The 12972-nt window shown below is 65.1% G+C and carries 14 protein-coding genes; 3 read left to right on the top strand and 11 right to left on the bottom strand.

The features are described 5' to 3' along the window. The first annotated feature begins 128 nt into the window (after window positions 1-128). Window positions 129-1325, top strand: coding sequence for an amidohydrolase family protein (locus GSQ79_RS19735; protein ID WP_158810372.1), 1197 nt, complete (start codon window positions 129-131; stop codon window positions 1323-1325). Between the two features lie 6 nt (window positions 1326-1331). On the opposite strand, the gene GSQ79_RS19730 is transcribed toward GSQ79_RS19735, so the two are convergent. The 10 genes from GSQ79_RS19730 to GSQ79_RS19685 all read right to left on the bottom strand — a co-directional run bounded on the left by GSQ79_RS19730 (window position 1332) and on the right by GSQ79_RS19685 (window position 10486). Beyond that, window positions 1332-1778 carry a MarR family winged helix-turn-helix transcriptional regulator gene (locus GSQ79_RS19730; protein ID WP_158810371.1) on the bottom strand — a complete coding sequence of 149 codons (447 nt, stop codon included), beginning with the start codon at window positions 1776-1778 and terminating at the stop codon, window positions 1332-1334. A 33-nt stretch (window positions 1779-1811) separates the two neighbouring features. Beyond that, on the bottom strand, window positions 1812-2516 hold the full coding sequence (locus tag GSQ79_RS19725; RefSeq protein WP_158810370.1) for an ABC transporter ATP-binding protein: 705 nt from the start codon (window positions 2514-2516) through the stop codon (window positions 1812-1814). Continuing rightward, window positions 2513-3301, bottom strand: coding sequence for an ABC transporter ATP-binding protein (locus tag GSQ79_RS19720; RefSeq protein ID WP_158810369.1), 789 nt, complete (start codon window positions 3299-3301; stop codon window positions 2513-2515). The genes GSQ79_RS19725 and GSQ79_RS19720 overlap by 4 nt, the downstream gene beginning before the upstream one ends. Then, a complete protein-coding gene (locus GSQ79_RS19715; RefSeq protein WP_158810368.1) occupies window positions 3298-5172 on the bottom strand; it encodes an ABC transporter permease in 1875 nt (624 codons plus the stop codon). Before GSQ79_RS19715 ends, GSQ79_RS19720 begins: the two co-directional genes overlap by 4 nt. 43 nt (window positions 5173-5215) lie before the next feature. Further along, window positions 5216-6424, bottom strand: a complete 1209-nt coding sequence (locus GSQ79_RS19710) for an ABC transporter substrate-binding protein (RefSeq protein WP_158810367.1) — start codon at window positions 6422-6424, stop codon at window positions 5216-5218. A 62-nt stretch (window positions 6425-6486) separates the two neighbouring features. Then, the gene (locus GSQ79_RS19705) at window positions 6487-7071 is read right to left on the bottom strand and encodes an amino acid synthesis family protein (protein ID WP_158810366.1); all 585 of its coding nucleotides are present in this window, start codon (window positions 7069-7071) and stop codon (window positions 6487-6489) included. Beyond that, entirely contained in the window at window positions 7068-7652 is a 585-nt protein-coding gene (locus tag GSQ79_RS19700; protein ID WP_158810365.1) for an amino acid synthesis family protein, read from the bottom strand. Before GSQ79_RS19700 ends, GSQ79_RS19705 begins: the two co-directional genes overlap by 4 nt. Then, a complete protein-coding gene (locus tag GSQ79_RS19695; RefSeq protein ID WP_158810364.1) occupies window positions 7645-8550 on the bottom strand; it encodes a UPF0280 family protein in 906 nt (301 codons plus the stop codon). The genes GSQ79_RS19700 and GSQ79_RS19695 overlap by 8 nt, the downstream gene beginning before the upstream one ends. After that, the gene (locus GSQ79_RS19690; RefSeq protein WP_158810390.1) at window positions 8547-10031 is read right to left on the bottom strand and encodes a 6-hydroxynicotinate reductase; all 1485 of its coding nucleotides are present in this window, start codon (window positions 10029-10031) and stop codon (window positions 8547-8549) included. Before GSQ79_RS19690 ends, GSQ79_RS19695 begins: the two co-directional genes overlap by 4 nt. Window positions 10032-10228: 197 nt before the next feature. Further along, window positions 10229-10486, bottom strand: a complete 258-nt coding sequence (locus GSQ79_RS19685; protein ID WP_158810363.1) for a hypothetical protein — start codon at window positions 10484-10486, stop codon at window positions 10229-10231. Window positions 10487-10774: 288 nt separating this feature from the next. Here GSQ79_RS19685 and GSQ79_RS19680 point away from each other — a divergent pair, with 288 nt between their 5' ends. Beyond that, entirely contained in the window at window positions 10775-11095 is a 321-nt protein-coding gene (locus GSQ79_RS19680) for a hypothetical protein (RefSeq protein WP_158810362.1), read from the top strand. Between the two features lie 82 nt (window positions 11096-11177). On the opposite strand, the gene GSQ79_RS19675 is transcribed toward GSQ79_RS19680, so the two are convergent. After that, window positions 11178-11504: a hypothetical protein gene (locus tag GSQ79_RS19675; RefSeq protein ID WP_158810361.1), complete on the bottom strand. Its 327-nt coding sequence runs from the start codon at window positions 11502-11504 to the stop codon at window positions 11178-11180. A 126-nt stretch (window positions 11505-11630) separates the two neighbouring features. Between GSQ79_RS19675 and GSQ79_RS19670 the strand changes: the two genes are divergently transcribed. Beyond that, window positions 11631-12923, top strand: a complete 1293-nt coding sequence (locus tag GSQ79_RS19670; protein WP_246725449.1) for a leucine-rich repeat-containing protein kinase family protein — start codon at window positions 11631-11633, stop codon at window positions 12921-12923. Window positions 12924-12972: the final 49 nt, after the last annotated feature.

The following is a 12972-nucleotide window of genomic DNA, read 5'->3' as shown; positions in this document are numbered from 1 at the left end:
CGATGGCAGAGCGTGCTGCCTCTCGCCGGTGCGCCTCGAGCCTGATGGCCGTTCAAGACAGGTGACGTTCGCCGTGAATGTTTGTACACATACAACGGCTCACTCATGTCGGATAAAGGACAAGCTCGATGGCCCACGGCGCGCTCACGACGGTGTCCTCGGGCAAATTGGTCATAAAAAATATCGGACTGCTGCTCAGTGGCGATATCGGCAACCCGATCCTCGATGCCGATACGATTGTCGTTCGGGGCGGCCGCATCGATGCGGTTGGGCGCCTCAAAGACCTGGACATCGACCAGGCAAGCACCGTGATCAACGCCCATGGATCGGGCTTGGCGCCGGGCCTGATCGACAGCCATGTTCATCCCGTCGCCGGTGACTGGACGCCGCGGCAAAGCCAGTTGAACTGGATCGATTCGACGCTGCATGGCGGCGTCACCACGATGATTTCCGCCGGAGAAGTGCATACGCCGGGGCGCCCGCGCGACATCATCGGGCTCAAGGCGATGGCGATCACCGCGCAACGCTGTTTCACGGCCTACAGGCCGGGCGGCATGAAGATCCACGCCGGCGCCCCGGTGATCGAGCCGGGCATGGTCGAGGACGATTTTCGCGACCTCGCCGCCGCGGGGATCACGCTGCTCGGCGAGGTCGGGCTTGGCGGCGTCAAGGACGGGACGACGGCGCGGCAGATGGTGGCCTGGGCGCGAAAATACGGCATCCAGTCGACGATCCATACCGGCGGCCCTTCGATTCCGGGCTCGGGTCTGATCGATGCTGCCGTCGTGCTTGAGGCCGACACCGACGTGGTCGGCCACATCAACGGCGGCCATACGGCGCTGCCCGATCGGGAAATCCGCTGCATCTGCGAAGGCTGCAGCCGCGGTCTCGAAATCGTCCACAACGGCAACGAACGCGCCGCGCTGTACACGCTGCGCACGGCCCGCGAGATGGGCCAACTCGAGCGGGTGATCCTCGGCACGGATGGCCCGGCCGGCTCCGGGGTGCAGCCGCTGGGCATTCTGCGGATGATCGCAATGCTGTCGTCGCTCGGCGACGTCCCGGCCGAGATCGCCTTCTGCTTCGGGACCGGTAACACCGCGCGCATGCGCACGCTGGATTGCGGCCTCATCGAACAAGGCCGCGCGGCGGATTTCGTCTTCGTCGACCGGCCGCAGCACGGCGCAGGGGCCACCTTGCTCGAAGCCGTGCAGTTCGGCGATCTGCCCGGCGTCGGCATGGTGATGATCGACGGGATCGTTCGCACCGGCCGCAGCCGCAACACGCCACCCGCGGTCAACATTCCCGAAGTCGTCGCGGCTTAGGCCGCTTCACCGCAGCTTGAGCAGCAACGCGGCGAGAAGCTTTCGCTCGGCTCCCGTCAACGGCGCCAGCGTCTCGTCCGTAATGCGCTGTGCCGCCGGAATCAGCCGGGCGACGAGGTCCTCGCCCGCCGCGGTCAGCGACACCAGATGGCGACGCGCATCGCTCGGATCGGGCCGGGTTTCGGTCAGTCCGCGCAGCACCATCCGATCGATCACGCCTTTGATCGTCGCCGCATCCATGACGGTCAAGCGGCCCAGCAGGTTCTGGCTGAGCGGACCCATTTCGGCGAGTTTTGCCAAGGCCGCCCACTGCGTCGCGGTGATTTCGCCGTCGACACCCGCCGCGAAGATCGAGGCATGCCGTTGCGCAACCTGGCGGAGGACGAATCCGACTTGCTCGTCGAGCCGATAGGCTCTTGCCGCGTCCGGCTTTCGCAGCCCGTTCGTGTCCATCTCAATCCACTATGCGTGTCGTGCCGCATCTCATCAAACCGTGAGGAAGGCTTCGCAGATTTCCGCGTTGGCGTCGATCTCGGCAATCGTCCCGGCAAACCGGACCTGGCCGCGCTCGATGATCACCGCCCGATCCGAGATCAGTCGGGCGAAATGCAGGTTCTGCTCCGAGACGAGGATGCTCAGGCCCTCCGCCTTGAGGGCGCGGATCGCATGCGCCATGTCCTCGACGATCTTTGGCGCCAGCCCTTCGGACGGCTCGTCCAACAGGACGAGGCTGGGATTGCCCATCAGCGAACGCGCGATCGTCAGCATCTGCTGTTCGCCGCCGCTCATCGCGCCACCAAGCCGTTTGCGCATCGTGCCAAGGTTCGGGAACAGCGCGTAGAGCCGCTCGGGCGTCCAATGCGGCACACCGGCGCGTTGCGGCTGGCGGCCAACCTCGAGATTTTCCTCGACCGTAAGGTCCGCGAAGATGCGCCGATCTTCGGGTACGTAGGCGAGCCCGCGCCGTGCGATCGCATAGACCGGTTCGCGCGAAACGTCGGTGCCGCCGAACGTCACCTGCCCATCGCGGCGTGCCAATAGGCCGGCGATGGCGCGGAAGGTCGTCGACTTGCCGGCGCCGTTGCGCCCGAGCAGCGCGACGACTTCGCCGTCGGCGACCCCGAGGTCGATGCCGAACAGGATCTGCGCCGCGCCATACCAGCCGCGCAGATTGGAGACGGTCAGCGTCATGGCGCGCCGCCCTCCACGGGTCTGGCGTAAACGAGGCCTTCGCCGAGATAGGTCGTGCGAACGCGCGGATCACGCCTGACCGTTTCCGGCGTTCCGACGGCGATGACCTCGCCGCGGTTCAACACCATCACCCTGTCGGCATGTTCGAACACGATGTCCATGTCGTGCTCGGTGAACAGCACGCCGATGCCTTGCGCGCGCGCCATACTGGCGGTGAAGCGCATGAGGGCGATGCGCTCTCGCGGCGCCATACCGGCGGTCGGCTCGTCCATCAACAGAAGCGCCGGCTTGCCGGACAGGGCGACCGCCAGTTCGAGGCGCTTCAGATCGCCGTAGGCGAGTTCAGCGCACGGCCGATCGGCCTGGGCTAAAAGTCCGACGTGATCCAGCAGACCGTCGGCTTCATGCCGATGCTGCCGCGTCGCCAGCCCGAACAGGCGACGATCCTGTCCGGCAAAGGTCGACAACGCAGTCTGGACGTTTTCCCGTACGCTCATTGATGCGAAGGTCGCGGTGATCTGGAACGTGCGCCCGACGCCGCGGCGGCATATCAACCGCGGCGGCAGGCCGGCGATAGCCTCGCCTTTGAGATGAATGGTCCCGCCGTCGGGCTTGATCTGACCGTTCAGCATGTTGAAGCAGGTCGACTTGCCCGCGCCGTTCGGGCCGATGAGGGCGAGGATCTCGCCCGCCTCGAGGCTGAAGCTCACGCCTTGGACGGCGTGAACGCCGCCGTAGGACTTGCGCAGGCCTTCGACCGCAAGAAGATTTGGGGATGCGCTCATCCCAGGCTCTCCGGTCGGGCCGGCGGCGCCGGGCCGAGCACCGGTCGCAGCCGGCTGAACCGCGCGGTAATGCCACCGAGACCACCGGGAAAGACGACGACGAGGCCGACGATCACCGCCCCGAGCACGAGTTTCGAATAATCCGTCTGGCTCACCAGGAAGATCGACAAGGCTTTGTAGACCACCGCGCCCAGAACGCTTCCGGAGATCGTGCCGATGCCGCCGAGCAGCACCATGACGAGGCCGTCGACGGAGGTCGAGACGCCGAGGCTATCGGGAAACACGCTGCCTTTGAGGAACGCGAACAAGGCGCCGGCGAGCCCCGCGAAAGTCCCGGCGATGATGAGCGCCGCCCATTGCGTCGTCATGCGATTGATGCCTGTGGCTTCGGCGCGCAAGGCGGAATCGCGAACCGCACGCAGCCGATAGCCGAAGGGTGAGAAGACGATCATGCGAAGCAGCACCACGCCGCCTAGGGCGACGGCAAGCGCAAGCCAGAAGAAGGTGTGCGGGCTGGCCGCCCAGGCATCCGGCCAGACGCCGAGCATGCCGTTGTCGCCACCCGTCACGTCGGTCCACTGGAACGCCACGGAATAGACGATCTGGGCGAAGGCCAAGGTCAGCATCGCGAAATAGACGCCGGAGAGCCGCACGCAGAACCAGCCGATGACGACGGCGCCGGCACAGCCGAGCGTTGTCCCGCAAGCCAGGGCCGGCAGCAGCGGGAGCCCCAAATCTTTGACCGCAAGTGCCGCACCGTAGGCGCCAAGTCCGAAAAACGCGGCATGGCCAAAGCTGACAAGGCCGCCCGTCGACATCAGAAACTGCAGACTGGCGGCAAACAGGACGAAGATCAGGATCTCCGAGCCGACCGTGAGCCAATAATCGCCGACGCCAAAAGGCATCAGCGCCACGGCCACCACGATGGCCGCAACTGCAATCCTGCCGGCCGACGAAAGCGGCGCCCATACTATTGCGGCGGCGATCACCGCGCGCGTCGGTGCTTCGAGGCGGCCGAGCAGGCCGTAGGGGCGAACGATCAGCACCAGCGCCATGATGATGAACATCAGGATCATCGAGATGCCGGGAAAGATCAGGATGCCGAAGGCGTTGAACTCCGCCACGATCAACGCCGCGAGAAACGCGCCGCCGACGCTGCCGAGACCGCCGATCACCACCACGACGAAGGTCTCGACGATGATGCGCAGGTCCATCGTGTGGTTGACCGCGTCGCGCGAAATCTGCAGCGCCCCGCCGAGCGCCGCGAGAAAAATGCCGAGGGCGAACACACCGGTGAACAGCCAACGCTGATTGACGCCGAGTGCCGCCACCATCTCGCGATCCTGCGTCGCGGCGCGCACGAGCACGCCGAAGCGCGTCTTGTGAAACAGCATCCATAGCAGGCCGAAGACCAGCGGACCGAGGACGATAAGCAGGAGATCGTAACTCGGCACCGCCTGACCGAGGATCATGACCGCGCCCTTGAAGCCGGGCGCGCGCGGCCCGACGAGGTCTTCGGGCCCCCAGATGATGACGGCCAGATCCTCGACCATCAGCGTCAGGCCGAAAGTCGCCAGGAGCTGGAAAAGTTCGGGCGCATGATAGATCCGGCGTAGGAGCACCGTCTCGACCAGGGCGCCGAGCATGGCGACGATGATCGCTGCGGTTAGCAGGCTGCCCCAGAACCCGATGGCGCCGGAGAAGCGTTCGGCCAGCGTGTAGGCGATGTAGGCGCCCAGCATGTAGAAGGCGCCATGCGCGAAATTGACGATGCGTGTGACGCCGAAAATGATCGATAGACCGCAGGCCACAAGGAACAGCGACGACGCTTCCGCCAGGCCGGTCAGGAATTGGGCGACGTAGAAGCTCAAACGATCCGCCTTTCGCCGTCGATCTCCGACACGAAGGGAGCGATCATTTCTGGATCCGCAGCGTCTTCACCTCGTCGTCCGACGGCATGTATTTGGCGCCGTCGCGATAATCGAACTTCGTCATCTGTCCTGCGCCATCCTTCACCGTCGTCGTTCCGACGAAGGCGCCGAGCGTCGACTGATGATCGATCGCGCGAAAGCTCGCCGGTCCGAACGGCGTATCGAAGCTGATGCCTTCTGCAGCAGCGATGAGCGCGTCGGTGTCGGTCGACGGCGCCTTGCGCAGGATGTCCGCCGCCGCATGGATCAGCGTGTAACCGACCACCGAGCCGAGGCGCGGGTGATCGTGGTATTTGTCCTGATAGGCCTTGAGGAAGGCGTCGTGCTCAGGCGTGTGGATCCCGTACCAGGGATAGCCGGTGACGATCCAGCCTTCCGGCGCTTCGTCCTTTAGCGCGTCCAGGTATTCCGGCTCGCCGGTCAGAAAGCTCACGACCGCGCGGTCGGTGAACAGCCCACGCGTGTTGCCTTCGCGCACGAGCTTGACGAGGTCGGGACCGAACTCGACGTTGAGGATCGCATCGGGTTTGGCCGCGGCGATGGCCTGCACGACGGGTCCCGCGTCGATCTTGCCTTGCGGCGGCCACTGCGACGTTACCCATTCGATGTCGGGGCGTTTGGCGGAGAGCAGCTTCTTGAATACGGCAACCGCCGACTGGCCATACTCGTAGTTCGGCGCGACGGTCGCCCAACGTTTCGCTGGCAGCTTTGCGGCGTCGTCGGCGAGCATCGCGGCCTGCATATAATTCGACGGGCGCAGGCGGAACGTGTCCCTGTTGCCCGAGGACCAAACCATCGCATCGGTCAGCGGCTCGCCGGCGAGATAGAGAACGTGCTTCTGCTTGGCGAAGTCAGCGAGCGCCAACCCGATGTTGGAGAAGAAACCACCGGCCAGCATCACCACGCCGTCGCGCGACACGAGCTCGTTGGCGGCCGTGACAGCGCCCGCTGGCTTGCCCGCGTCGTCCTTGGAGATCACGACGAGCGTCTTGCCGTTGATGCCGCCGTGGGCGTTCACGTCCTCGACAGCGAGCTGCCAGCCTTTTCGATACGGCTCGGTAAACGCGGGAAGCGCGGAGTAGGAGTTGACCTCGCCAATCTTGACCTCACCCTCCAGGGCCCGTGCGGGCGACGCGGCGACACATCCAAGAAAAATCGCACCAATAAAAATCTCGCCGATCTGCCGTTTCATTGGAGGCTCGTTTCCATTGCGTGGGTTGCTGTAGAATAGGTGCCGAGAGTGCAAGAAAGGTGTTATCGCAAACCGTCTTCGCCCTTGATCTCGCCGACGGTCAGTCCGCCGATCCGTGGCAGAGGGCGCCCGCTGTCGGTGACGACAATGGCGACGAGGATTTCGTTGGCGCGCGGCGCATCGTGGATGCGGACTTCCATGCCGTCGAAGTGACTGCGGACGAAAGCGGCATCCTTATGCCCAAGCGGAACATCAAGAACCGTGCCAGGGCCGCCGCGCTTTTTCGACGACGGGATCAGCGCAGCGCCTTTGCCGAGCGCCTTGCGGACGGGTGCGCCCATCTTCGGGTGCAGGATCGCGGCGGCATGTTCCAGCTCGCCGTTCTCGCCGACGATGGCGCCCTTGCCGTAGCTTTGCGCCGCAGCGCCGGACAGACCAAGGGCTGCGACGGCGCGGTCGGTCAGCAGGCCGCCAAGCTCTTCGCCAATGGCGATCAACGGCGTCAGGTCCTCGACATAAGTGCCGGCGAAGGGGTTTTCGATCACTGCGATCGCTGTTGCGCGGCGTGTCGGCGGCACGACCGGCCGCCCCATTTCGGTCAGAACCTCTTCGACGACGGTGACGATCTTGCGGATCTTCGCGCTCATCGCAGCCCGTCCTCGCCCTTAATATCGGCCGCCTTGAGGCCGCCGGCGCGTTCGTGGATGCGCGGTCCGGTTGTCATCACCAGGACAAACGCGATTTCGTCTGCGCGCGGGCCATCGGGAACGCCGATTTCCATCGCGTCGAAATGGCTGCGGACATAGGAGGCGTTGACGTGCGCGACGGGAATGTCGAGGCGCGTGCCGGGGCCGCCGACCTTTTTCGTGGAGGGCACGATCGCCTTGGCGTCCCCCAAAACCGCGCGCATCGCGTAGCCGCCCGGCGCATGCCACAGCGCGCCATGTTCGAGTTCGCCGGCCTGCCCGATGATGGCGCCTTTCCCGTAGCCCTGGATGGCAGCCGGGTCGCCGCCGAGCGCTGCCACTAGCGCCTTTGCCATGGCAAGACCAAGCGGCTCCAGGTCCGTCATGAAGTGCGCGATGTCTTCGACGAAGCGGCCGGCAAACGGGTTCGTGATGACGACGATGATCGCCCCGCGCCGCGACGGTGTGGCGGCGACCGGCCCCCCTTCGTGGAAGATCTCCTCGATGGTGACGAGACGCTTGCGGATAATGACCTCAGGCATGGGCTCGAGCTTCCGTGATAGGGGCTGGCGGCGGTATCAAGGCAAAACGGTCCTGCGTCCGGGGCGCGACGACGCGGGTCTCGCCCTGCAGGTGCAACGCCGCGGCCATGATGAGGCCGCGGCCGACGAGGTTTTCGGCCTGGGCGATTCCACATCGCAAAGCCGTTGCCCGGTCGCCATCATCGAGGCGATCGACCCTGCGCGTCACGAGACGGCTACCGAGGTCGCTGTCGCTCTGGATCGATGTCGCTGGCGCGCGATGCACGGCAGGATGGCCGGGAAGATCAACCGCGTTGGCGATGACGGTCGCCGCGGCGTCGGCGCTTGCGGCATCTTGCGCCAGAACGGTGACGCTGTCGGCGATGCCACGTGAAAAAGAGCGCCCGCGCCAGCCGCTGGTGGCGACGCCGCCGATCTCGTCTTCGCCTTTCAGCGTCAGGCGGCCAAAAAGACTTGGCTGATCCGGCCGGTCGATCATGCCGATGGTAAAGTGCTGCCCCAATCCGCAATACAGTGCGATGTCGCCGCCGTTGTTGACATACAGCCGGTCGAGATCGACCTTGGCCTGGATTGCCGCGAGGATATCGTCGGCGACGCTCCCGGCAACAGCCGCCATGGGCGTGATGAACATCTCCGCCGCGAACGGCAACGTTGCCGCGTGCATCCGTCGCGCGACGATGCCATTCGGCACCGCGCGCGGATCGATCTGCTGCCGCAACGCCACAAGTTCCTCGCACAGGACGTCGAGCAGGCCGGACAGACGTCTTGCAGCAATCCGGTACGCCTCGGCAACAGTGTTCGGCGATCCAAACGCCTGGACGATGAGGTCGATGGGGCCGTCCTGCAGATGCAGGCGCTTTCCATCGGGCAACATCTCGATATGCGGCGCGCGGTTCATGACGGCGAGCCCTGTCGTGGGTCGACGGGCCAGGGGTTGTCGGCGTGCTGAGGAAGCCGCAGGCGGTTCTCCGCCGGCCCGCGAAATGCCGACAGAGGCCGCACCTGATCCATATGGCCACCGAGCTTTTCGTAGTCGCTCAGCCGCAGGGTAAATTCGATCGGCGCCACCAGAGCCGGCGTCGGCACGGAGCCGAACCCGTTGGCAGGGACGCGCAACACATCGACCATGAAAGTGATGCCGCCACCCGGCCAGATGTAGGTCGGCGCGCCGCCGCAGGTCACGCGCGTCAAAGCGTCCTTTACGGAGCGCGTCAGGCGCACCGGGTTTTCAGTGACGCCGGCGCGCAGCGATCCACCGGCCCCGCCCATGAAGAGGACGGTGCAGAGAGCCGGTTCGCAATTTTCTTTGATCAGGGCGACCGACCGGGCGATGCGATCGGGCATCTGCCGCTCGATCGGCCGCAAAGCCTCGTCGAGAACGTAGTAGCCGGCGTGTTCGCCCGTCGTCGACACCATCAGCATCGTCAGGCCGGGTCGCGCCTTGCGCGGGTCGAAGGCTCCCAAAACGTCGAGGGGATCGACGATATCCGTGCCCCCCCAGCCGGTCCCGGGTGTTGCCACCTGGAAATAGCGACCGGGTGTCGAGCGCCGACCCTTCAGCTTGATGCCGGTGTCCGCGATGCCGAGCAGCTTGCCGGCCTGGTGTTCGGACAGCACCCCGGTGATGTGATCGTCGACGACGACCACCTCGTCGACGACGCCGTCCCACTGCTTCGCGAACATGCCGATCGTCGCCGAGCCGCAGCCGACGCGCATGCGCTCCTCGATGGCGCCGTTCACCCGTGGCGGCTGGCCGGCCTGAACCAGAACCGTCGCGCCGTCATCGATCGTCAGCTCGACCGCGGCGCCATTGCACAGCGCCAGCAGAGCGTCGCAGGTGACGCGGCCCTCCCTCTTCGATCCGCCGGTCAGATGGTGGACGCCGCCGAGTGACAGCATCTGCGAGCCGTATTCACCGGTCGTGACGTGGCCGACGGCCTCGCCGTCGACCCGCGCCAGCGCCCGCTCCGCGCCAAGGTTCCGATCGGTGTCGATCTTCACCTTGACGCCGCAGTAGGAAAAGATGCCCTCGGTTACCACGGTGACCATGTCGATCCCGTCGATCTCGGACGACACGATGAAGGGGGCGGGCTTGTAGTCGGGATAGGTGGTGCCGGCGCCGATGGCGGTGACGAAGCTCTGCGGCTCGCGCAGGATCGTGCCGTCCCAATCGAGCGTGCCGGCATCGAACGGGACCAGCGTGGCACGATCGGCGATCGCCTGATCCAGCACGACATGGGGATCGACCCGCACCAGCACGCCGTCGGCATTGGCATAGCGATCGCACGCGCCGCGCGCACCCGGCCGGATGTAGCAGTTCACCGGACAGGCATCGCAGCGGATCTTGTCCGAGGCGGCTTGGCTGGTTTCATGCGGCATGCTCAAGGCCGATAATCCCTCGACGACAGCTGCGCTAATTCATTAGTACACAAACGACTCGAACAAGGGTCGATGTCAAGGGCGAACCGCTTCCACCTTGGCTGACGGGTGACTCAAGACTGCGTGGATGCGAATGAGATTGGTCCACCAAAGAAAGCTGGCATGGCGCGAGCCGACGCCTCAGAGCGACCGGTCTTTTACCGATTCCATCGCCCAGCGGGCGTCGTCTGCTGGGGCGGCTGACGCTTCCGTCGCCGTCCGGCCGGTGCGGATTCCAGCGGGTCGGGCTCGATCGCCTGCATCGACACGACGTCGCCGTCGGTCGCCTCCAGCCGTACGACGGTCATGCCATCCGCCTGCAGAGTGCGCGCCAATTCGAGGGCGGCGGCTTTCGTCTCCAGGGCGGCTGAAACGCCCTCGCCGAAGGCTTCGACGGTGATGACATGCCAGTCCATAGGGGATCACCTTTTCTGAAATCTCTGGCCGGTGTCAGACAGGACACGAGCGGGAGCGTCTGACAAGCGTCGCATCGCCGGATTGGCGAAGCCATCAAGGGTGCCATCGATGTGTCACAGCATGAAAGGCCGCCGAGGGCACCTGCCCGATAGATCCGACGCTTTCGACTTCTCGAAGAAATCCGCTCCTTCTTCGCGAATTGCGGTGACATCGTCCAAAGCTGAGCCTAGCGTTAAACCGATAGATGCCTCTACGCCACGGCGAAGGCGGGAGCGAACGTGCCAATCTTGGAATTCGATCAGTGGGCCGGCAGCGATGCCGGCATGCAATCGGTCATTCCCTATGCGCCCTACGTTTATAAAATCCCTGCCGCAGAGTTTCTTCTGACCTTTCTTGTCGGCAACAGGCATCTTTACATCTGGGTGGTGCGGCCAGCGAACAAGTCGTGGGTCGATATTGAGTCTTTCCTGGCCTGTTTCAGCCGGGCGCTGGACGTGCACGATGATCGATATGAAGGGCGACGAGACCAGGAGATGCTCCTGGACAGCTTCGAGAGAGCGCGGACGATAGCCAACGAGACGCTCGATGCCGCGAGTTCCGGGTTTTAAGCAGCGCGCGGCGGTCGAATTGTCATTTAAGGCCCAACGGTGACCGACTTCGGGCGCTCCGACCCGTGTCGATACCGGAGTCTTACTTCACGTCCGCGTCGTCCGCAGCCCCGGAATGGCCGGTCATCTGCTGGCGGGTCACCGCCTCCATCCTCTTGTTGTTGAGCTGCGCTTCCTTCCCGGCCTTGAGCTTGTCGATTTGCACGGTGACGCACGGCATCATGTAGCTGCCGGCACCATGGACAGCGCAAATCGCGTAGACGTTTTCCAGCTCCTTGGCCGAGAATTTTACATCCGGGCCGTCGTCGGCCCAGGCCGTGGTCGTGCCTGCCAGCACGCCAGCGACGATCAACCTGATGAGCATAGGGGTCCCCACGGTTCCTTCGCCGCACAACGCGTCAAACAGCAAGAATGATCCGATCGCGGGCCGCGCAATGAAGCGGGCCCTCTTTCCAGGGCGCCTCGCGCAAGATACCGGTGAACCGGCGGCTTCGAGTCCATCGCGATCCGCCATCCCAACCATTCGAGGATTGTCTTGGCCTCTATCGATGCACTCCGACGCGGGGACGCGAGCGGCGCGCGAGAGCTGCGGCTCGCTGGCTGCGGCCTGGCGGAAGTCCCGTCAGAGATCTTCGGTCTCGCCGACACGCTCGAGGTTCTGGATCTGAGCGGCAATGCGCTGACCGTGCTGCCCCATGATTTCGGCCGGCTCAAAAATCTTCGTGCGCTGTTCTGCTCGGGCAATCGGTTCACCTGTCTGCCGCCGGCGTTAGGCGACTGCGCAGCCCTGACACAGGTCGGGTTTCGCGGTAGCGGCCTGCGGACGGTGCCGGCCGAGTCGTTGCCGCCGTCGCTGCGCTGGTTGACCCTGACCGACAATCAGCTGGAGACGCTGCCGCAGGACATCGGCGCGCGGCCGCTCCTGCAGAAGCTGATGCTGTCCGGCAATCGCCTCCGGCAGCTGCCCGCAAGCCTGGCAGGGGCGCCGAACCTCGAGTTGCTGCGGCTTTCCGCCAATCACTTCGAGGCTCTGCCGTCCTGGCTTTTCGACCTGCCGCGTCTGGCGTGGCTGGCCTGGGCCGGCAATCCGCTTGACGCCGAAACGGACTTGCATCCTGCCGTCACCGTCGATTGGGCGGATCTGCAGCCCGGCGCGCTGCTCGGGGAAGGGGCGTCCGGCCGCATCTACGAAGCGACTTGGCGGCGTGGCGAAGCCGCGACGTTGGTCGCGTTAAAACTGTTCAAGGGCACGATGACCAGCGACGGGCTGCCGGCCTGCGAGATGGCGGCGTGCCTTGCCGCCGGCGAACACCCGAACCTCATCGGCGGTCTTGGTCAGGTCGTCGGTCACCCCGGGCAGGCCGAAGCGCTGCTCATGCCGCTGTTGCCGCCGCATTGGCGGATTCTGGCCGGACCGCCCAGCCTGCAAAGCTGCAGCCGCGATGTCTATGACCCGACGTTGCGATTGTCTCGCGAAGTTGCCCTCCGCATTGCAGCCGGCGTCGGCATGGCGGCGGCGCATCTGCACGCTCGTGGGCTGTCGCACGGCGATCTCTATGCCCACAACACGTTGTGGAATGGGATCGACGGCGATGCGGTGCTCAGCGATTTCGGCGCGGCCTCCTTCATGCCGACCCACCAGTCTGGCGCGTTGGCTCGTTGCGACGTGCTGGCCTGGGGCCTGCTGCTTGGCGAGTTGCTCGATCGCTGTGCCAACGGCGAGCCTGCTGATTCGGCGGCACGGCAAGTGCAGCGCGCCTGCGTCCAGCCCTTGCCTGCCGCGCGGCCCTTGCTGGTCGAGGCCTTGGATGCACTGGCTTCCGCGTGAGCCTGTCATCGCCGTGGCATCGGTCGTGCTGTAGGTCTGTCGCTGCCCA

It is taken from the genome of Beijerinckia sp. L45, assembly GCF_009765775.1.
Taxonomy (GTDB): domain Bacteria; phylum Pseudomonadota; class Alphaproteobacteria; order Rhizobiales; family Beijerinckiaceae; genus RH-AL1.
The sequence above is the reverse complement of the archived record's forward strand: the minus strand, read 5'-3'. Positions and strand labels throughout refer to the sequence as shown.

Bases quoted from the DNA above. Each gene is read 5' to 3' on its own strand.
- GSQ79_RS19690 (WP_158810390.1), bottom strand. From the start codon at position 10,031: ATGCCGCATGAAACCAGCCAAGCCGCCTCGGACAAGATCCGCTGCGAT.
- GSQ79_RS19705 (WP_158810366.1), bottom strand. From the start codon at position 7,071: ATGAGCGCGAAGATCCGCAAGATCGTCACCGTCGTCGAAGAGGTTCTG.
- GSQ79_RS19710 (WP_158810367.1), bottom strand. From the start codon at position 6,424: ATGAAACGGCAGATCGGCGAGATTTTTATTGGTGCGATTTTTCTTGGA.
- GSQ79_RS19700 (WP_158810365.1), bottom strand. From the start codon at position 7,652: ATGCCTGAGGTCATTATCCGCAAGCGTCTCGTCACCATCGAGGAGATC.
- GSQ79_RS19735 (WP_158810372.1), top strand. From the start codon at position 129: ATGGCCCACGGCGCGCTCACGACGGTGTCCTCGGGCAAATTGGTCATA.
- GSQ79_RS19685 (WP_158810363.1), bottom strand. From the start codon at position 10,486: ATGGACTGGCATGTCATCACCGTCGAAGCCTTCGGCGAGGGCGTTTCA.
- GSQ79_RS19730 (WP_158810371.1), bottom strand. From the start codon at position 1,778: ATGGACACGAACGGGCTGCGAAAGCCGGACGCGGCAAGAGCCTATCGG.
- GSQ79_RS19720 (WP_158810369.1), bottom strand. From the start codon at position 3,301: ATGAGCGCATCCCCAAATCTTCTTGCGGTCGAAGGCCTGCGCAAGTCC.
- GSQ79_RS19725 (WP_158810370.1), bottom strand. From the start codon at position 2,516: ATGACGCTGACCGTCTCCAATCTGCGCGGCTGGTATGGCGCGGCGCAG.
- GSQ79_RS19695 (WP_158810364.1), bottom strand. From the start codon at position 8,550: ATGAACCGCGCGCCGCATATCGAGATGTTGCCCGATGGAAAGCGCCTG.